The 19,795-nt window shown below is 44.5% G+C and carries 17 protein-coding genes; 15 read left to right on the top strand and 2 right to left on the bottom strand.

The genetic code is table 11. The features are described from left to right. The first annotated feature begins 249 nt into the window (after positions 1-249). The 4 genes from CTT30_RS04345 (at position 250) to CTT30_RS04360 (ending at position 3,756) form a co-directional block, all read left to right on the top strand. On the top strand, positions 250-1,245 hold the full coding sequence (locus CTT30_RS04345) for a TRAP transporter substrate-binding protein (protein ID WP_239836838.1): 996 nt from the start codon (positions 250-252) through the stop codon (positions 1,243-1,245). Between the two features lie 110 nt (positions 1,246-1,355). Continuing rightward, positions 1,356-2,027, top strand: a complete 672-nt coding sequence (locus tag CTT30_RS04350) for a TRAP transporter small permease (protein WP_252036130.1) — start codon at positions 1,356-1,358, stop codon at positions 2,025-2,027. A 3-nt stretch (positions 2,028-2,030) separates the two neighbouring features. After that, a complete protein-coding gene (locus CTT30_RS04355; RefSeq protein ID WP_239836836.1) occupies positions 2,031-3,392 on the top strand; it encodes a TRAP transporter large permease in 1,362 nt (453 codons plus the stop codon). Between the two features lie 130 nt (positions 3,393-3,522). Continuing rightward, a complete protein-coding gene (locus tag CTT30_RS04360) occupies positions 3,523-3,756 on the top strand; it encodes a DUF2789 domain-containing protein (protein WP_239836835.1) in 234 nt (77 codons plus the stop codon). Between the two features lie 45 nt (positions 3,757-3,801). On the opposite strand, the gene CTT30_RS04365 is transcribed toward CTT30_RS04360, so the two are convergent. Next, positions 3,802-5,145, bottom strand: coding sequence for a sigma-54-dependent transcriptional regulator (locus tag CTT30_RS04365; RefSeq protein WP_252036131.1), 1,344 nt, complete (start codon positions 5,143-5,145; stop codon positions 3,802-3,804). After that, positions 5,145-6,953 (bottom strand): sensor histidine kinase, encoded by a 1,809-nt coding sequence (locus tag CTT30_RS04370; protein ID WP_252036132.1) that lies wholly within the window; start codon positions 6,951-6,953, stop codon positions 5,145-5,147. The genes CTT30_RS04365 and CTT30_RS04370 overlap by 1 nt, the downstream gene beginning before the upstream one ends. 512 nt (positions 6,954-7,465) lie before the next feature. Here CTT30_RS04370 and tig point away from each other — a divergent pair. The 11 genes from tig to CTT30_RS04425 all read left to right on the top strand — a co-directional run bounded on the left by tig (position 7,466) and on the right by CTT30_RS04425 (position 19,787). Further along, positions 7,466-8,770, top strand: a complete 1,305-nt coding sequence (gene tig / locus CTT30_RS04375) for a trigger factor (protein WP_252036133.1) — start codon at positions 7,466-7,468, stop codon at positions 8,768-8,770. A gap of 105 nt (positions 8,771-8,875) precedes the next feature. Next, the gene (gene clpP / locus CTT30_RS04380) at positions 8,876-9,502 is read left to right on the top strand and encodes an ATP-dependent Clp endopeptidase proteolytic subunit ClpP (protein WP_045975254.1); all 627 of its coding nucleotides are present in this window, start codon (positions 8,876-8,878) and stop codon (positions 9,500-9,502) included. Between the two features lie 73 nt (positions 9,503-9,575). After that, complete coding sequence (gene clpX, locus CTT30_RS04385) at positions 9,576-10,859, top strand: ATP-dependent protease ATP-binding subunit ClpX (RefSeq protein ID WP_239836831.1); 1,284 nt, start codon at positions 9,576-9,578, stop codon at positions 10,857-10,859. A gap of 129 nt (positions 10,860-10,988) precedes the next feature. After that, positions 10,989-13,340 carry an endopeptidase La gene (gene lon, locus CTT30_RS04390; RefSeq protein ID WP_239867727.1) on the top strand — a complete coding sequence of 784 codons (2,352 nt, stop codon included), beginning with the start codon at positions 10,989-10,991 and terminating at the stop codon, positions 13,338-13,340. 194 nt (positions 13,341-13,534) lie between these two features. After that, positions 13,535-13,807 (top strand): non-specific DNA-binding protein Hbs, encoded by a 273-nt coding sequence (gene hbs / locus CTT30_RS04395; protein ID WP_004414742.1) that lies wholly within the window; start codon positions 13,535-13,537, stop codon positions 13,805-13,807. 173 nt (positions 13,808-13,980) lie between these two features. Beyond that, positions 13,981-15,840, top strand: a complete 1,860-nt coding sequence (gene ppiD, locus CTT30_RS04400) for a peptidylprolyl isomerase (protein ID WP_252036134.1) — start codon at positions 13,981-13,983, stop codon at positions 15,838-15,840. Between the two features lie 141 nt (positions 15,841-15,981). Next, on the top strand, positions 15,982-16,281 hold the full coding sequence (locus tag CTT30_RS04405) for a ComEA family DNA-binding protein (protein WP_239867733.1): 300 nt from the start codon (positions 15,982-15,984) through the stop codon (positions 16,279-16,281). A gap of 139 nt (positions 16,282-16,420) precedes the next feature. Continuing rightward, positions 16,421-17,101: a (d)CMP kinase gene (gene cmk / locus CTT30_RS04410; protein ID WP_252036135.1), complete on the top strand. Its 681-nt coding sequence runs from the start codon at positions 16,421-16,423 to the stop codon at positions 17,099-17,101. Between the two features lie 103 nt (positions 17,102-17,204). After that, the gene (gene rpsA, locus CTT30_RS04415) at positions 17,205-18,875 is read left to right on the top strand and encodes a 30S ribosomal protein S1 (RefSeq protein WP_239836826.1); all 1,671 of its coding nucleotides are present in this window, start codon (positions 17,205-17,207) and stop codon (positions 18,873-18,875) included. 211 nt (positions 18,876-19,086) lie between these two features. Next, positions 19,087-19,368, top strand: coding sequence for an integration host factor subunit beta (gene ihfB / locus CTT30_RS04420; RefSeq protein WP_239836825.1), 282 nt, complete (start codon positions 19,087-19,089; stop codon positions 19,366-19,368). Between the two features lie 137 nt (positions 19,369-19,505). Further along, positions 19,506-19,787, top strand: coding sequence for a LapA family protein (locus CTT30_RS04425; RefSeq protein ID WP_239836824.1), 282 nt, complete (start codon positions 19,506-19,508; stop codon positions 19,785-19,787). Positions 19,788-19,795 lie beyond the last annotated feature (8 nt).

Genomic DNA, 19,795 nt, shown 5'->3' on the forward strand with positions numbered 1-19,795 from the left:
CATTTGTTTTTATAATATTTGCTTGATGTTAAATATGTGTAAACTGACACATTTGATTGTTATGAATGTGTCATATCCCACCCATTTTGAGCTGATGAAATCAGTCTTAATTGCTTTGATGTGGAAGTTTGTAGCTAAGTATTTGAAAAATAAGCATTAAATAAACAAAGCTAAGTTGGCTTGGTTATTGCCCTTATAAATATATCAACACCCAGTGATGGGGTTGTTCTATTAACAAGGAGAAAAACAATGCTAAAGCCTTTGACCCTACTATCTGCCTCCATTCTTGCTGTAACTAGTTTTAACGCTGCTGCGAACTGTGACCCTGGTGAAACCGTGATTAAGTTCAGCCATGTGACGAATACAGATAAACACCCTAAAGGTATTGCGGCTTCACTACTGGAAAAACGTGTTAACGAAGAGATGAATGGAAAAGTGTGTATGCAGGTTTTCCCGAATTCGACGCTTTACGATGACAATAAAGTGCTGGAAGCGCTGCTAAACGGTGACGTGCAACTTGCTGCCCCTTCTCTTTCTAAGTTTGAAAAGTTCACGAAGAAATACCGTATCTTTGACTTACCATTTTTGTTTGAAGATGTAGCTGCGGTTGATCGATTCCAAAACTCAGAATCTGGTGAGAAGCTAAAAAATGCAATGAAGCGTCGTGGCCTACAAGGTCTGGCCTTCTGGCATAATGGCATGAAGCAAATGTCGGCAAACAAGCCTCTTTTGACGCCTGAAGACGCAAAAGGTCTTAAATTCCGTGTTCAAGCGTCTGATGTATTGGTGGCGCAGTTCGAGCAACTTGGCGCAAACCCACAGAAGATGTCGTTTAAAGAAGTGTATGGCGGTCTACAAACTAAGGTTATTGACGGTCAAGAAAACACTTGGTCAAACATCTACGGTAAGAAGTTCTTTGAAGTTCAGGACGGCATTACAGAAACCAACCACGGTATCCTTGATTACCTTGTAGTTACCTCGAACGACTTCTGGAAAAATCTCCCTGCGGATCAGCGTGAGCAATTGAATACCATTATTCAGGAAGTTACCGCTCAGCGTAATGCTGAATCCACAAAAGTGAATCTAGCGAATAAGAATAACATTATCGAAGCGGGGGGTGAGGTTCGCTCGCTAACGCCTGAGCAGCGTCAGCAATGGGTTACTGCGTTGCAACCTGTTTGGAAGAAGTTTGAAAAAGACATAGGTTCAGATCTGATCGAAGCGGCACTGGCCTCTAACCAGTAATCTCATAATAAAAACATCCATGACTATTGGCCCTCTGAATCGAGAGGAGGGCCTTTTTTCCTTTCCATACCTGTGAGGTTATGCCAACAGGTGATTAAAGCGATGTAACTATGGAACAGTCAATTTTTGCCAGAATAGGAAAGGTGACAGATGCTATCGAGGAAACGCTGATTGCGTTTTTCTTGGGAGCAATGACACTGCTGACCTTTGCTAATGTGATTTTTCGATATGTCTTTAATGACAATATTCTTTGGGCTCTTGAGCTCACCGTTTTCCTTTTTGCCTGGATGGTGCTTGTTGGTGCATCTTATGGTGTGAAAAAACACTTTCATATCGGTGTTGATGTCATTATCAACATGGCACCAGAACAGCTACGCAAAGTGTATGCGCTACTTGCCGCAGCTTGCTGTCTTACCTTCTCAATACTTCTTTTGATCGGTTCGTGGAACTACTGGTATCCGTTTGTTACAGAGCGTGCTTGGTATGAGACGGATGATATTCCCATGCCTGAAATGTTGCAGTTCCTGGCTGACTGGCTGAACGAAGGAGAGCGTTATGAAAAGTTGCCACGCTTTATTCCTTATATGGCGCTGCCGATTGGCATGGCACTGATGACATTCCGTTTTATTCAAATCACCGTACAAATCGCAACCGGTAAATTAGACCGTTTGATTGCAGGTCATGAAGCAGAAGAAGAACTTGAGGCGCTGAAAGAAGAGCTCAAAGACGCTGGTGAAGCGATGGAGCCCAAGCAAACCAATGATAAGAGCAAGGAGAGCTAAGCCATGGATATTCTGTTTTTATTCGTAATGGTGGTTGGCTTTATGCTGATTGGTGTGCCAATCGCTGTATCGCTTGGCCTATCGAGTATCCTGTTTTTGATGATGCACTCTGACGCTTCTTTAGCCTCGGTAGCGCAAACCCTGTTCAATGCATTTGCAGGTCACTATACCTTACTCGCTATTCCATTCTTTATTTTGGCATCAAGCTTTATGTCGACTGGTGGTGTGGCTAAGCGAATTATTCGTTTTGCTATTGCAATGGTCGGCTGGTTCCGTGGCGGATTGGCGATGGCTTCTGTCGTTGCATGTATGATGTTCGCCGCCTTGTCTGGTTCATCACCAGCCACGGTTGTCGCCATCGGTAGTATCGTTATCGCAGGTATGATCAAAAACGGTTACTCCAAAGACTTTGCCGCTGGGGTAATTTGTAACGCGGGTACGCTAGGGATCTTGATCCCACCGTCAATCGTTATGGTTGTATACGCCGCTGCGACGGACGTGTCAGTTGGGCGTATGTTCCTCGGCGGTGTGATTCCAGGTCTTCTGGCGGGTGTGATGCTGATGATCGCTATCTATATTGCAGCGCGGGTAAAAAATCTGCCGAAACAGCCATTTGTTGGCTGGGGCGAAATGTTCGCAGCAGCGAAAGATGCGAGCTGGGGGTTATTGCTAGTAGTGATCATCCTAGGCGGTATCTATGGCGGCATCTTTACCCCAACAGAGGCGGCAGCCGTAGCGGCGGTATACTCGTTCCTGATTGCAAACTTTATTTACAAAGACATGGGCCCATTTGCCGATAAAAACAATCGCAAACCGGTCGTCGTAAAAGTCTTCCAAGCGTTTGTTCACAAAGATACTAAACATACGCTTTATGATGCCGGTAAACTGACCATTATGCTGCTGTTTATCATTGCTAATGCCCTGATTCTTAAGCATGTACTGACAGAAGAGCGCATCCCGCAGATGATTACCGAGTCGATGTTATCTGCTGGCCTTGGGCCGATTACTTTCCTCATTGTGGTCAACGTTTTGCTTCTGATTGGTGGTCAGTTTATGGAGCCGTCGGGCCTGCTGATCATTGTTGCTCCGTTGGTATTCCCCATCGCTATTGCATTGGGTATCGACCCAATTCACCTTGGTATCATGATGGTTGTGAACATGGAAATTGGGATGATCACACCACCTGTCGGGCTCAATTTATTTGTGACGGCTGGGGTCGCTAAGATGTCAATGATGCAGGTGGTCAAGGCTGCGCTCCCTTGGGTCGCGGTGATGTTCTTGTTCCTCATTATTGTTACTTACGTGCCATGGGTGTCAACTTGGCTGCCTACAACATTGATGGGACCGGAAATCATTACTAAATGATTTAATGGCTACCGAGAGCCTCACCAGATGGTGAGGCTTTTTTATGCTTTCCACTAACCAGTCTATAGTTATAGGGAGCCGTTACTGTCGAAGTAGCGCTGTTCTTTACCGTGATACGAGTGAGGCCATTATGGAAATGCACCAACACTCTATGCCAGATTTGTTTCGACAACTTGGGTTAGATAGCTCCGAAGAGAGTATTCGGGATTTCGTGAATAATCACAGCGGGTTGGTAGTTGGCACGGCGTTATATGAAGCGTTTTTCTGGTCACCGTCTCAGGCTACGTTTTTAAAAGAAGCGATAGAAGAAGATGCTGACTGGGCGGAAGTTGTCGACCAGCTTGATGCCATGCTGAGAGGTTAGAAAGTAACAGCCAGCACTTGGTGCTGGCTGTTACTTCGTAACTAGTTAATCCGATTTATAGTTGGCTTTATCTAATCCGTAGCGCTGCATTTTGTCATACAGTGTTTTTCTCGCCAAGCTCAGTTTATCCATGGTCTGTTTAATGCTTCCTCCCGATTCAAGCAAGGCTTGCTCTATGACACTTCGCTCGAACTCAGCGACTTGTTCCGCCAGTGAGTGTGACTGAGAGCTTTGCTCTGTATTTTCTCCAAATTGAGTCAGCTTACCCAGCAAGACAAAACGCTCTGCGGCGTTTCTTAACTCGCGTACATTACCGGGCCAATCGTGGCTCAAGAGCTGGCTTAATGTACTGTTAGGCAGCGCAGGCACCATTTTTCCGTAGCGGGAAGCGGCGACCAGTAAAAAATGATGAAACAAGGTTGTGATGTCTTCCTTACGTTCCCTCAGTGCGGGTAAATCCAGTGTGACGATGTTAAGGCGATAGTAGAGATCTTGACGAAATTCTCCTTTTTCTGCTGCCAGTTTGAGGTCAATTTTGGTGGCCGCAATGACCCGTATATCGAGCGGGAGTAATTCATTGGATCCAACGCGTTCGATCACTCTTTCTTGAAGCACGCGCAGTAAGCGAATTTGTGCCTGCATCGGCATGGATTCTATCTCATCAAGGAATAGGGTTCCCCCCTGAGCGTGTTCAAACTTACCGATACGCTTAGTTTCAGCACCTGTAAATGCTCCTTTTTCGTGGCCATAGAGTTCACTTTCAATGAGGTTCTCAGGCACTGCGCCACAGTTGATGGCGACAAAGTTCGCGTCGCGTCTTGAACTTTGTTCATGAATCGAACGAGCAACCAGTTCTTTGCCCGTCCCTGTTTCACCGAATAAGAGGATATCGGCGTCGGTATCGGCAATATGAGAAATGGTCTCTCTCAGCATCTGTATAGAGGGCGTGTCACCTATGATCCTTGGGCCGAGCGTCTGGCTCGCTTTGAGGCTGCGTTTGAGATCTTGATTCTCCAAGGTGAGATCACGCTTTTCTAATGCTCGGCGAGTGGTATCAATCAGTCGGTCGATAGGAAAGGGCTTTTCGATAAAATCATAAGCACCATTTCTGAGGGCATTGACCGCCATTGAAATGTCACCATGGCCGGTAATGAGAATCACAGGGACATCTTTATCTTGATGGAGAATCGTTGAGAGTAGGTTCTCTCCTGACAGGCCGGGTAAGCAGATATCGGAAATGACGACTTTGGGTAATCCGTCGCGTTTCATCGCTAGAAGTGCCTCTTCAGCACTGGCAAAAAATTGCGCGGATATTTCCTCTAATTCAAAGCTTTGCTCTATGGCTAAGCGAATGTCGCTTTCGTCATCAATAAAATAGACGTCGTACATCAAGATTCCTTTGCTGTCTCTTTTGGGGCTGAAGTACTAAATGGTAATTGTATGGTAAATCGGGCTCCCCCATAAGGAGAGTCTTCTACCCTTAACTGGCCATTCATTGCTTTAATAATTTGTTGTGAAATGGACAATCCCAGCCCTAATCCATTTTTCTTGGTGGTAAAAAAGGGCTCAAAAAGGTGCTTGGCTTGCTCTTTCTCAATACCTGGGCCGTTATCATCGATGCAGATGTGTATTTCCGTGTCTGTTTGTTCGGTAGACAACACCACTTTACGCTCATCTTGTTCTTCCACGGCTTGAGCGGCGTTAGTGATCAGATTGATCAAAACCTGTTCCAGCTGAATCGCATTGACCTCAGCCGCTGCTGTGGTGTGATTAAATTGTGTGGCTAATTCTACCCGATAAGATTTTATCTGAGGTGCAACCAGTTCCTTCGCTGATAGCAGGATAGGTTCGATATCGAGAACGCTTTTGTCGCTGGTGTCTGATTTGCGGGTAAAGGATTTTAACTGATTGCTAATTTTTGCCATCCGGTCAGTCAATGCTGAGATGCGCTTTAGGTTGTCATCAACACGATCGAGTTTATTTTTGCCGAGAAAGCGACGGCCGTTATCTGCAAAGCTTCGAATGGCGGCGAGTGGATTATTCAGTTCATGGCTTATACTGGCTGACATCTGACCAAGAACAGCCAGCTTCGCTGCTTGAATTAGCTCGTCTTGTGTTTGGCGTAAAATCTGTTCGGTGCGAGACCGTTCCATCACTTCAGCTTGTAACTCTGATGTTCGTTCCAAAACCAAAAACTCTAGCTTTTGCTTGGCTTCAGACTGCAATTGCTCAAACTGTCGTTTTTTCAGGTGTCTCTGATAAGTCAGTTGCAATGTCAAAAACGCAATCACAAACAGCAGAGTTAGTATCAGTGCGAAACTCAAAGTAGACCAAAATACGGTTGTCTTTTCAGTCAGGACACGAATGGTCAGATCAAGCAAAGAAAGTGGGCGGCTAGAGACGATATAATCGCCTTGAATCCAACCAAGAAAACGATTCTCTAGTTCGGACTGGGGCTTATCGAGTTGACCGACCAATCCGAGCGACTGAATGTCTTTATCTAAATACTGCCTGCTGGAGGTGATCTGCTGTCGCTCTGATTCTGAAAGTGTAATTAAACTTTTAAAGAGCCATTGGGGATTACTCGACATGAAAATGACATCGTAGCTATCGGTAGCGACAAAGGTGTTTTGCTTACTTTTCCAATTTTCTTCGATTGCAGACAGGTCCATCTTAACGACGATGACGCCTGCAATTTCACCCGCGTAAACTACGGGGAAAGAGTAGTAATAGCCTCTTTGTCCAGAGGTTGAGCCAAGCGCGAAATATTGGCTGGAATGACCTTTCACGGCTTCAGAAAAATAGGGTCGCCAAGCGAAGTTTTTGCCAATAAAAGAACGATCTAAATTCCAGTTACTCGCCGCGATGGTGTTACCGACTCGATCAATCAGATAAGTGTCTGACGCCTGGATGATGTTATTGACGTTTTCCAGATAACGATTGGTGATGTCTAGTTGAGCCGGATTGTCAGGCTGCATTAAGGCCGAAATTAACTCTGTGTCTTTAGCCAGTAACTGGGGGAGGTGAGCGTACTTATCCAGTCTTGAGGCAATGTGGCTAGCGAATCGGTCGAGCTGAGCTTGGTGTTCGTCTAACAAAGATTGATAGTGGTAATTCCATACCCATTGTGAACCGATAACAAGACAGAGTAGATAAAGAATCAACAGGTAGGCGTTTGCCCGACGAAAAGGTGACATTACATTCCTTGTAGCTGTGGTGCGACCGATAGCTTAGAGTAATGTTTTTTGTTACAGGTGTGTTTAGTTATGTAACGAAAATGAGGAACAAAACCGGACTTGGATCTAGTTTTATCGCTTAATTCAGAAAAAAGGCTAGTTTCTCTTGAAAAAGCGATTAATGTCCCCATTTCTGGAACCATTAGCTGCTTGATTGATGTTTTTTTTAGCAGTTAGCAGAGTTTTTAGGGTAAAGCCCAAGCTATGTTAGGGATCGGCTCGACAGTGACTGACGAGGTCGGTAGAATGCTGCGTCTAAATTTTAATCCTGAGGCTAATCGGAGATAGCTTTCACGAACTGAGTTTGTAAAGATATCGCTAATTAGTCCGGTAGCTGACTCGATCAGTTATCGATACTCGATTTACGAAAAGTGCTCTTAGAGTGCAAACAAGGATGGGCCTTTTGTTTTGTCATAATGGCATAAAGGCACATACGCTCAGCTCAGCTGAGCCAGTTTTGAGGTTAATGAATAATGCAAGTTACTGTTGAAACGCTAGAGGGCCTAGAGCGCCGTCTAAACATTACTGTTCCTGCTGCAAACATCGAAGATGCTGTAACAGCTGAACTACGCAACATCGCAAAGAACCGTCGTTTCGATGGTTTCCGTAAGGGTAAAGTGCCTCTGAAAATGGTTGCGAAGATGTACGGCAAAGCAGTACGTCAAGACGTGATGGGTGAAGTTATGCAACGTCACTTCATCGAAGCGATCGTTAAAGAGAAAATCAACCCAGCAGGCGCACCAACTTTTGCTCCAGTTGAGAGCAAAGAAGGTGAAGATCTCGTTTTCAACGCAACTTTCGAAGTTTACCCAGAAGTTGAGCTGAAAGGTCTAGAGAACATCGCTGTTGAAAAACCAACCACTGAAGTTCAAGACGCAGACGTTGAAGAAATGATCGAAACGCTACGTAAGCAGCAAGCAACTTGGGCAGAAGTTGAAGAAGCAGCGGCAGAAGGTAAGCGTGTTACTATCGACTTCGTTGGTTCTATCGATGGCGAAGAGTTTGAAGGTGGTAAAGCTGAGAACTTCCCTCTAGAAATGGGTGCAGGTCGCATGATCCCTGGTTTTGAAGACGGTATCGCAGGTAAAACTGCTGGTATGGAGTTCGAAATCGATGTGACTTTCCCAGAAGATTACCACGCTGAAAACCTAAAAGGTAAAGCGGCGAAGTTTGCTATCAAAGTAAACAAAGTTGAAGCTCGTGAACTACCAGAACTTAACGACGAGTTCGTTTCTAAGTTCGGCGTTGCTGAGGGTGGTGTTGACGCTCTTAAAGCAGAAGTTCGTAAGAACATGGAACGTGAGCTTAAGCAAGCAGTTAAAAACCGCATCAAAGAGCAGGCTATCGACGGTCTAGTGAAAGAAAACGAAATCGACGTACCAGCTGCACTTATCGATCAAGAAATCGGTACGCTACGTCAGCAAGCGGCACAACGCTTCGGTGGTAACCCTGAAGCTGCTGAGCAACTTCCACGTGAACTATTCGAAGAGCAAGCTAAGCGTCGTGTAGTCGTTGGCCTTCTTCTAGGTGAAGTCATCAAGTCTGAAGAGCTAAAAGCTGACGATGAGAAAGTGAAATCACTTATCGAAGAAATGGCGACAGCTTACGAAGACCCATCAGAAGTGATTGCTTACTACGAGCAAAACACTCAAATGATGGACAACATGCGTAATGTTGCTCTAGAAGAGCAAGCTATTGATGCGATCATCGCTAAAGCACAGATTTCTGAAAAGGAAGTTAGCTTCAACGAGCTAATGAACCAACAGCAGCCCGCTTAATAAGCAATATCTTGCGTAGAAGGTTGACGGATCGTTAACTATTCTGCTAACAATGGTCCGTATGATATTTATCATCCGGGCCATTTATTTTAGGGACATAAGAATATGAGCTACCAAGAAAAAAATGCAATGTCACCAATTTTAGACGCGCTGGTACCAATGGTGGTTGAACAAACTTCCCGTGGTGAACGTTCTTACGATATTTACTCTCGTCTACTCAAAGAGCGCGTGATTTTCTTAACAGGTCAAGTGGAAGACCACATGGCAAATCTTGTCGTGGCCCAACTGCTTTTCTTAGAATCTGAAAATCCTGATAAAGATATTTTTCTCTACATCAACTCGCCAGGTGGCAGTGTGACTGCCGGCATGTCAATCTATGACACTATGCAGTTCATCAAACCGAATGTGAGCACGGTATGTATGGGGCAAGCATGCTCAATGGGCGCTTTCCTTCTTGCTGGTGGTGCGCCAGGTAAGCGCTATGTGTTACCAAACTCACGAGTGATGATTCACCAGCCTTTGGGCGGTTTCCAAGGTCAGGCATCAGACATCCAAATTCACGCTCAAGAAATTTTGACTATCAAGCAGAAGCTAAACAAACTGCTTGCTGAACATACAGGTCAACCTCTTGAAGTGATTGAGCGTGATACTGATCGTGATAACTTTATGGCGGCAGAGCAAGCGGTGGAATACGGTTTGGTTGATGCTGTGCTCACTCATCGCGGTGAGTAATAATTGCCAGAGCATTTTGGCTATAATTGATATACACTCAGATTATAAAGAGTAAAGGCTAAGAGGTTAGCGAATGACAGACAAAAGCAAAGAGAGCGGTAGTAGTAAGCTTCTTTACTGCTCTTTCTGCGGCAAAAGCCAGCACGAAGTTCGCAAGCTAATCGCTGGTCCATCCGTTTACATTTGTGACGAATGTGTCGATTTGTGTAACGACATTATTCGTGAAGAAATCAAAGATGTTCTGCCGAAGAAACAATCGGAAGCACTTCCAGTGCCAAGAGAGATTCGTGAACACCTTGATGATTACGTGATTGGCCAAGATTACGCTAAGAAAGTGCTAGCAGTAGCCGTTTATAACCACTATAAGCGTTTACGTAATGGAGACACGACAAGTGAAGGTGTTGAGCTCGGTAAGAGTAACATCCTTCTAATTGGTCCTACGGGTAGTGGTAAAACACTGCTGGCTGAGACATTAGCGCGTTTCCTAGATGTACCATTTACAATGGCGGATGCCACTACGTTAACTGAAGCGGGTTACGTAGGTGAAGATGTTGAAAACATCATCCAGAAGCTACTGCAGAAATGCGACTATGACGTAGCAAAAGCCGAGCGCGGTATCGTGTACATCGATGAAATCGACAAGATTTCACGTAAGGCTGAAAACCCATCGATCACACGTGATGTGTCCGGTGAAGGTGTTCAGCAGGCGTTGCTAAAACTGATTGAAGGTACTGTGGCTTCAGTTCCACCTCAAGGTGGGCGTAAGCATCCTCAACAAGAATTCCTTCAAGTTGATACCTCTAAGATTCTATTTATCTGTGGCGGTGCATTTGCTGGCCTAGATAAAGTGATTGAACAACGTGTAGCCACGGGCACAGGTATTGGTTTTGGTGCGGAAGTTCGTTCTAAAGATGAAACTAAAACTGTCGGTGAACTGTTTACTCAGGTAGAACCAGAAGATTTAGTTAAATATGGTTTGATTCCAGAGTTCATAGGCCGTCTTCCTGTGACGACAACGTTGACAGAGCTGGATGAAGAAGCGCTTATCCAAATTCTTTGTGAGCCGAAGAACGCACTCACCAAACAATATGCAGCACTATTCGAACTCGAAAACTCAGAGCTTGAATTCCGTGAAGATGCTTTGCGTGCAATTGCTAAGAAAGCGATGGAACGTAAAACAGGTGCTCGTGGATTACGCTCAATCCTAGAAGGCGTTCTACTTGAAACTATGTATGAATTGCCATCGATGAGCGATGTGAGCAAAGTCGTGATTGACGAGTCTGTAATCAATGGTGAGTCTGACCCACTTCTGATTTACAGTAACTCTGATAATCAGGCTGCGGGTGCGGAATCTTAATCAAATTCACATAAATTAGTAAATAATTTAAGGAGGTAATCATTTACCTCCTTTTTTTTATTCTTTCATTGAATCCAACTAATTAGCCCCCATATACTGCTCATAAGACTAAGCGGAAGAGAGAAGAATATGAACTTGGAACGTTCCGAACGTATCGAGATCCCCGTACTACCTCTAAGAGATGTAGTCGTTTACCCGCACATGGTAATTCCTTTGTTTGTTGGACGTGAAAAGTCAATTGCTTGCCTTGAAGCGGCAATGGATAACAACAAACAAATACTGCTAGTGGCGCAGAAAAAAGCGGAAACCGATGAGCCAGCGAAAGACGACCTGTTCGATGTTGGTACCGTGGCAACCATTCTTCAATTATTGAAGCTGCCTGATGGGACCGTAAAAGTGCTGGTTGAAGGCCAGCAGCGTGCAAAAATTCATAAGTTTACTGAAGAAGAATTCTTCACCGCAGATGCTGAATACTTAACAACAGAACAGCTAGACGAGCGTGAAGAAGAAGTGATTGTTCGTAGTGCGATTAATCAGTTCGAAGGTTTTATCAAGCTAAATAAGAAGATCCCACCTGAAGTACTGACTTCCCTCAACGGTATTGATGAAGCGGCTCGCCTTGCCGATACAATTGCTGCCCATATGCCACTCAAGCTGGCTGACAAGCAAATTGTTTTGGAAACACTAGACATCACTGAGCGCCTTGAGTTCCTGATGGGACAAATGGAATCAGAGATCGATTTGCTGCAGGTTGAAAAGCGTATCCGTACTCGCGTTAAAAAGCAGATGGAAAAATCTCAGCGAGAGTACTATCTGAATGAGCAGATGAAAGCGATTCAGAAAGAGCTAGGTGAAACGGAAGACGGTGTTGATGAGTTCGAAACGCTGAAACAGAAAATCGTTGACTCAAAGATGCCTCAAGAAGCGCGTGAAAAGACTGAGCAAGAACTACAAAAGCTGAAAATGATGTCGCCAATGTCGGCTGAAGCCACTGTTGTTCGTGGTTATATCGACTGGATGTTAGGCGTGCCTTGGCACAAGCGATCTAAAGTTAAGAAAAATCTAGCGAAAGCGGAAGAAGTGCTGAACGAAGATCATTACGGCCTTGAGCGTGTTAAAGAGCGCATTCTTGAATACCTAGCGGTTCAAAATCGAATTAACAAACTTAAAGGACCTATCCTTTGTCTTGTTGGTCCACCGGGTGTAGGTAAAACCTCTTTAGGTCGCTCTATCGCAGCAGCAACCGGGCGTAAATATACGCGTATGGCATTGGGTGGTGTACGTGATGAAGCTGAAATTCGTGGTCACCGCCGTACTTACATTGGTTCTATGCCGGGTAAGCTTATTCAAAAAATGTCTAAAGTAGGCGTAAAAAACCCGCTGTTCTTGTTGGATGAAATCGACAAAATGTCTTCTGACATGCGTGGTGATCCGTCTTCTGCTCTACTAGAAGTACTCGACCCAGAACAAAACAACGCGTTTAATGATCACTACCTAGAGGTGGATTACGACCTGTCTGACGTGATGTTCGTTGCGACGTCTAACTCAATGAATATTCCAGGTCCTCTACTTGACCGTATGGAAGTGATTCGTCTATCGGGTTACACCGAAGACGAGAAACTCAATATTGCGAAACGTCACTTAGTAGAGAAACAGATCAAACGTAATGGTTTGAAACTGGGTGAAATTGAGATTGAAGACTCTGCGATTATTGGCATTATTCGCTACTACACCCGCGAAGCGGGGGTTCGTAATCTGGAACGAGAAATTTCGAAGATCTGTCGCAAAGCAGTGAAAAATATCCTGCTTGATAGCAACCTGAAAACGGTCACTGTGACAATGGATAACCTTAAAGATTACTTAGGTGTTCAGCGTCATGACTACGGTAAAGCTGATGATAGCAATCGAATTGGTCAAGTGACAGGTCTTGCATGGACTGAGGTTGGTGGTGATTTACTTACTATTGAAACCGAAGCAATGCCGGGTAAAGGCAAGCTGACACAGACCGGGTCACTTGGTGATGTCATGCAGGAGTCCATCCAAGCGGCAATGACAGTAGTGCGGTCTCGAGCAGTAAAACTTGGGATTAACTCGGACTTTTATGAGAAGCGTGATATTCACGTCCATGTACCAGAAGGGGCAACCCCAAAAGATGGGCCGAGTGCAGGTATTGCGATGTGTACAGCGCTGGTATCCAGCTTAACAGGTAACCCTGTGAAAGCGGAAGTGGCGATGACAGGTGAAATTACCCTACGTGGTGAAGTTCTTCCTATTGGTGGTTTAAAAGAGAAACTACTGGCAGCGCATCGCGGAGGTATCAAAACGGTCCTGATTCCTAAAGACAATGAACGTGATCTGGAAGAGATTCCTGATAATGTTATCGCTGATCTTAAGGTCATTCCGGTGCAATGGATTGATGATGTTCTTAAAGTCGCGTTAGAAAAAGACCCATCAGGTGTCGAAATTGCTGCTGTAAAATAGTGATGTGCAGCAAAAATAAGTAAAAGATTACGCTGATAAGCATAAAAAGGCTTGTCAGCGTTTTTTTTGGAGGCTAACGTTACCCACATAGCTTCAGGCCTTGTTGTATAAGGGATTGGAGTTAGTTTTAAATTGAAATGGAACGAATGCTGCCTTTAAAAAATAATAACAAGGTGGCGCAAAGGGGAATCACAGTGAATAAAACACAATTAGTAGAAAAAATTGCAGAAAACGCTGACCTTTCAAAAGCTTCAGCGGGCCGTGCCCTAGACGCATTTATTGAAGCTGTAGGCGACACTCTTCAGTCTGGTGACCAAGTCGCGCTAGTGGGCTTTGGTACATTCAGTGTTCGTACTCGTGCTGCGCGTACTGGTCGCAATCCAAAAACTGGTGAAGAAATCCAAATCGCAGAAGCAAAAGTACCTGCGTTTAAAGCTGGTAAAGCTCTAAAAGACTCTTGCAACTAGTTTAAAAGTTGCCAGCAGTGGCAGTTTTTATCGAACCTTTTTAAATTATGCGCATCATACTGATGCGCTTTTCTTTTTCTGATATTATCGCGCTATCTTATTTTAGTTATAACGTATGTCGTGTTAGCACGTGTAAAGGCTAATATGGACCACACGCGGAGAGTTTTTTACATATGATGGATCGATTACGCGAAGGCGTTAATAGCATCGCGGTTAAAATTATCCTTGGATTAATCATCCTGTCTTTTGTCTTTGCTGGAGTTGGTAGCTACATCGTTGGTGGTAGTAACAATTCTGCAGCCAAGGTTGGTAACGTGGAGATTGGCCGTGGTGAGTTTGAACAAGCTTACCAAAACGAGCGTAATCGTATGCAAGCCCAGCTTGGTGATTATTTTTCTAATCTGTTAGCAGATCCAAGCTACGTTGAATCTTTCCGTAAGTCAGTACTTGACCGAATGATTAACGATCTTTTATTGGAGCAGCATGCTGAAGCTTTGGGCCTACGTGTCAGCGATGCTCAGGTAAGAAGCATGATTGTTGATATGCCTCAGTTCCAAGTGGACGGCAAGTTTGATCAGGAAGTCTATCAAGCCTCTCTTCGTCGTGCTGGATTCACTCCGGATAGTTTTGCTGAGTATCTGCGCAGAGATCTTGTACGTAATCAGCTTCTAACGGCTGTCCAAGCAAGTGACTTCTCACTAGAAGGAGAGGTTGAAGCTCAAAGTAAGCTTCTGGCTCAGACGCGAGAAATTAAGAAAGTGACACTTTCTTTAACGGATTTCGCCTCTAAAGCGGAACTTTCTGACCAAGAAATTAACGACTATTACACTCAGAACGCAGACCAATATACGCGCCCTGAACAAGTGAAAGTGGCTTACATTGAGCTTTCAGCGCAGCAATTGAAAGATGCGATTCAAGTGTCTGACGAGCAAGCTAAACAATACTATCAAGAGCACCTTGATAAGTATTCTTCAGAAGAGCAGCGCCGTGTAAGCCATATTCTGATTGAAGGTGACGACAAAGCAAAAGCACAATCTGTTCTAGATGAGTTGAATGCTGGTGCTGACTTTGCCAGCTTGGCGGAAGAGAAATCTGACGACTTTGGCAGTGCTTCTGAAGGGGGGGCTCTTGGTTGGATCGAGCGTGATGTGATGGATCCGGCATTTGAAGAAGCCGCTTTTGCTCTGAAGAAAGTTGGTGATGTAACCGGTCTGGTGAAATCGGACTTCGGCTATCACATCATTCAGCTCGATGAACTGAAAGGCTCAGTTGCTAAGCCATATGAAGAAGTGGCGACTGAAATCAAGCAGGAGTTGAAAGACCAACAAGCAATCGATCAATTCTATGAATTGCAGAGTGAGCTTGAAAAAGTGGCATTTGAATACCCTGATTCTTTAGATGATGCTGCTGAAGCGATTAACGCGGATATTCACACCACAGATTTTATTTCTCAGGCTGATGCACCAGAACTGCTGAAAACACCTGCTGTAATGCAGGCTATTCTCAGCCCAGAAGTGAAAGAAGATGGCTTAAACTCTGAAGTACTTGAAGTTGCGCCCGAGCATGTCATCGTAGTTCGTGTTGAAGATACGCGTGATGAAACGGTACTTCCTTTGGAAGAAGTACGTGATCAAGTGACTGCTTCCTTAGCGAAAATTAAAGGTGAGCAAAGCGCAATTGAGCTTGCCGACAATTTGGTTGCAGAGCTGAAGAAGGGTAACAAAGACCTAATGACTGAAAATGGTCTTGAGTTCAGTGACGCGGAAAACATTGATCGTAGCTCTCCGTTGGCTGATGTTGTCTTCTCGATGAAGAAGCCAAGCAGTGGTCAAGTGGAGTTCGCTCAAGCTAAAGATTTTAACGGTGACATCGTTGTGGTTGAGTTGACCAACGTGAAATCTGATGTAAATGCGCAGTACAACGAACAGATTGGTACTCAGTTAACCCAGATGAACGCACAACAAGATCTCTCTGGTTTGATCAATATTCTTCGTAAAACTATCGATATCGAATATTACGCTGTGACTCAGTAATCTTAATCGATGTAACTGATAAACTACTTATGACGGGCTGCAGATGCAGCCCGTTTTATTATGTATCATCTCTCCACCCATAAATGAAAACGCCCTCTATGGTATCTATTCCACAATGTTATTTAGAGGAACAAAAGGGAAATGTTACATATACTATGGACTTGCTTATTATTGACAATCGCCGCATATAGTCCGATTACCATATCGGCTGAACAACCGACTCACGCTGAATACTCGGGAATAGAGATTACCGTGAATGTAAATACTGCTGAAGCGGCTGAATTGGCGACATTATTGAGTGGTATTGGGGAGAAAAAAGCCCAGGCTATTGTTCTATATAGGGATGAAAATGGTCCTTTCTTGAAGGTGGATGATCTGACTTTGGTAAAAGGTATCGGCCCCGCTTTAATAGATAAAAACCGCAGCCGAATAAAGTTGTAATTAGGTAGAGCGCTAAGCGCTCTATTTTTGGTTGTTTCCTTTCAATACCTGCTGGTGCCGAGAGACGAATCCCACTATAATTCACGCCGAATATTGGTCAGCTTAATGACTATTATTTTTAACTAATGTGGAGTAAAACATGTCGTCTCATACGCCAGTCGTAACCGTTGATGGACCAAGTGGTGCAGGTAAAGGCACTCTTTGTATGCTTCTAGCAAAGAAGCTAGGCTTTCATTTATTGGATTCCGGTGCGATTTATCGTGTATTGGCGTTGGCAGCAATCCACCATGGTGTCGATCTGGACTCTGAAGACGCACTTGTCCCAATTGCTACGCATCTAGACGTACAATTTATTGCTGAGGGTGACTTAGTAAAAGTTATCTTAGAGGGTGAAGACGTTTCCGGTGAGTTACGCAAAGAAGAGACGGGGATGGCGGCATCCAAAGTCGCTGCATTGCCACGAGTCCGTGAGGCTCTGTTGCGCCGCCAGCGTGCTTTTGCCGAAGGTAGTGGCTTAGTGGCTGATGGGCGCGATATGGGAACCGTAGTTTTCCCTCAAGCGGAAGTAAAGATTTTCCTAGATGCAAGTGCCGAAGAGCGCGCTAACCGCCGCCTTAAACAGTTGCAAGGCAAGGGGTTAGATGTTAAATTTGACGACCTTTTGAGCGAGATCCAAGAGCGTGACGATCGAGATCGTAACCGCCCGGTGGCGCCATTATGCCCCGCTGAGGATGCGCTATTGCTGGATTCTACTTCGATGAGTATCGACGAAGTGGTAGAAAAGGCACTACAATATATCGAATCTAAGCTAGTCGTTTAGGCGGCTAGGTCGGAGCGTTGGTCGCATGGATGATGACTGGCGAATTTAATAACCCCACGCGGTAGGATACCCGTGGACGTTTAATTTATTGAAGATTAAATAAATGACTGAATCTTTTGCTCAACTCTTTGAAGAGTTTCTAAACGAGACTGAATTCCAACAAGGTACTATCGTTAAAGGTACTGTAGTAGCTATCGAGAACGGTTTCGTTCTTGTTGACGCTGGTCTTAAGTCTGAGTCTGCAATCCCTGCTGAACAGTTCAAGAACGCTGCTGGCGAACTTGAAGTTGAAGTTGGTTCTGAAGTAGACGTAGCGCTAGACGCTGTTGAAGACGGTTTCGGTGAGACTCAACTTTCTCGTGAGAAAGCGAAGCGTCACGAAGCTTGGATCGTTCTTGAGAAAGCTTACGAAGAAGCTGAAACTGTTGTTGGTATCATCAACGGTAAAGTTAAAGGCGGTTTCACTGTTGAACTAAACGGTATCCGTGCTTTCCTTCCTGGTTCTCTAGTAGACGTACGTCCAATCCGCGACACTGCTCACCTAGAAAACAAAGAGCTAGAGTTCAAAGTTATCAAACTTGACCAGAAGCGTAACAACGTTGTTGTTTCTCGCCGTGCGGTAATCGAGTCTGAGAACAGCGTTGAGCGTGATGAGCTTCTTGAGTCTCTACAAGAAGGCGCAGAAGTTAAAGGTATCGTTAAGAACCTAACAGACTACGGTGCATTCGTAGATCTAGGTGGTGTTGACGGTCTTCTACACATCACAGACATGGCTTGGAAGCGCGTTAAGCACCCTTCTGAGATCGTGAACGTTGGTGACGAGATCCAAGTTAAAGTTCTTAAGTTCGACCGTGAGCGTACTCGCGTATCACTAGGTCTTAAGCAGCTAGGCGAAGATCCATGGGTAGCAATCGCTAAGCGTTACCCAGAAGGTCACAAACTATCTGGTCGCGTTACTAACCTAACTGACTACGGCTGTTTCGTTGAAATCGAAGAAGGCGTTGAAGGTCTAGTACACGTTTCTGAAATGGATTGGACTAACAAGAACATCCACCCATCTAAAGTTGTTAATGTTGGCGACGAAGTTGAGGTTATGGTTCTTGAAATCGACGAAGAACGTCGTCGTATCTCTCTAGGTCTGAAACAGTGTAAAGCTAACCCTTGGCAGTCTTTCGCTGAAGCGCAAGCTAAAGGCGACAAAGTTACTGGTAAGATCAAGTCTATCACTGACTTCGGTATCTTCATCGGTCTAGAAGGCGGTATTGACGGTCTTGTTCACCTATCTGACATTTCTTGGAATGTTGCAGGTGAAGAAGCGGTACGTGAGTACAAGAAAGGCGACGAAATCTCTGCAGTTGTTCTAGCAGTAGATGCAGAGCGTGAGCGTATCTCTCTAGGCGTTAAGCAAATGGAAAATGACCCATTCAATGCTTACGTTGCTGAGAACAAGAAAGGTGCACTAGTTAACGGTACTGTTACTGCAGTTGATGCTAAAGGTGCAACTATCGAGCTTGAAGAAGGCGTAGAAGGTTACATCCGCGCTTCTGAAGTTTCTCGCGACCGCGTAGAAGATGCTTCTCTAATCCTAAGCGTTGGCGACAGCGTTGAAGCGAAGTTCACTGGTGTAGACCGTAAGAACCGCGTAATCAACCTATCTGTTAAAGCTAAAGATGAAGCAGAAGAGCAAGAAGCAATGGCTTCTCTGAACAAAGCAGACGACGCTTCGTTCGGTAATGCAATGGCTGACGCTTTCAAAGCAGCTAAAGGCGAATAATATATCGCTTTATTGAAAAAGGAGCCGAAAGGCTCCTTTTTTATGGATTGAGCTAAACTAGTCCTAATACCAATCTCAGCAAGTGACTCTGATAAAACGCGATTTGAAAGTGCGCAATTTATTGGTTTTGCATCTAGAATTGATAGCAAGTGTTTGTTGGAATTGGTATTACTTACTATAATAAGTGATAAACTACTCTACGAGGGAAACTATGACTAAGTCTGAACTGATTGAGAGACTCTGCGCTGAGCAAACCCATCTTTCAGCAAAAGAGATTGAAGATGCTGTAAAAGACATTTTAGAGCATATGGCTTCGACACTAGAAACGGGCGATAGAATTGAAATTCGTGGATTTGGTAGCTTCTCTCTACATTATCGCGAGCCACGTGTGGGCCGCAATCCGAAAACTGGTGAGAAAGTAGAGTTGGATGGCAAGTATGTCCCTCACTTTAAACCAGGCAAAGAATTACGCGAGCGTGTCAACCTTGGCTGATCTCTAGTTATTTTCTTGAAAAGCGGCATACACTGTGTATGCCGCTTTTTTATGAGATGAAATTCGGAGATAGGAATGGTTTGTTCACGGGTTTTACTGCATAATCATATCGGCAGATATCCACTTAGGTGTAGAATATGAAAATTATAAAAATTGTTATCGTGCTGGCCCTATTTTTAATCGCACTGGCTTTAGGCTCTCAGAACCAAGAATTAGTTAACTTTAACTACTTATTGGCACAGGGTGAGTTTCATCTGTCAACATTACTCGGTGTTGTATTTGTTACTGGCTTTGTTTTGGCTTGGATTATCTTCGGTACTTTGCATTTACGTTCTCAACTTCAAGTGCGCAAACTAAGAAAACAAGTGAAAAAACTTTCACCTTCCGAGAGTGAACCTCAACAGGTTAAAGCCCACTAAGTAGTACA

This window comes from Vibrio coralliilyticus (assembly GCF_024449095.1).
GTDB lineage: Bacteria > Pseudomonadota > Gammaproteobacteria > Enterobacterales > Vibrionaceae > Vibrio > Vibrio coralliilyticus_A.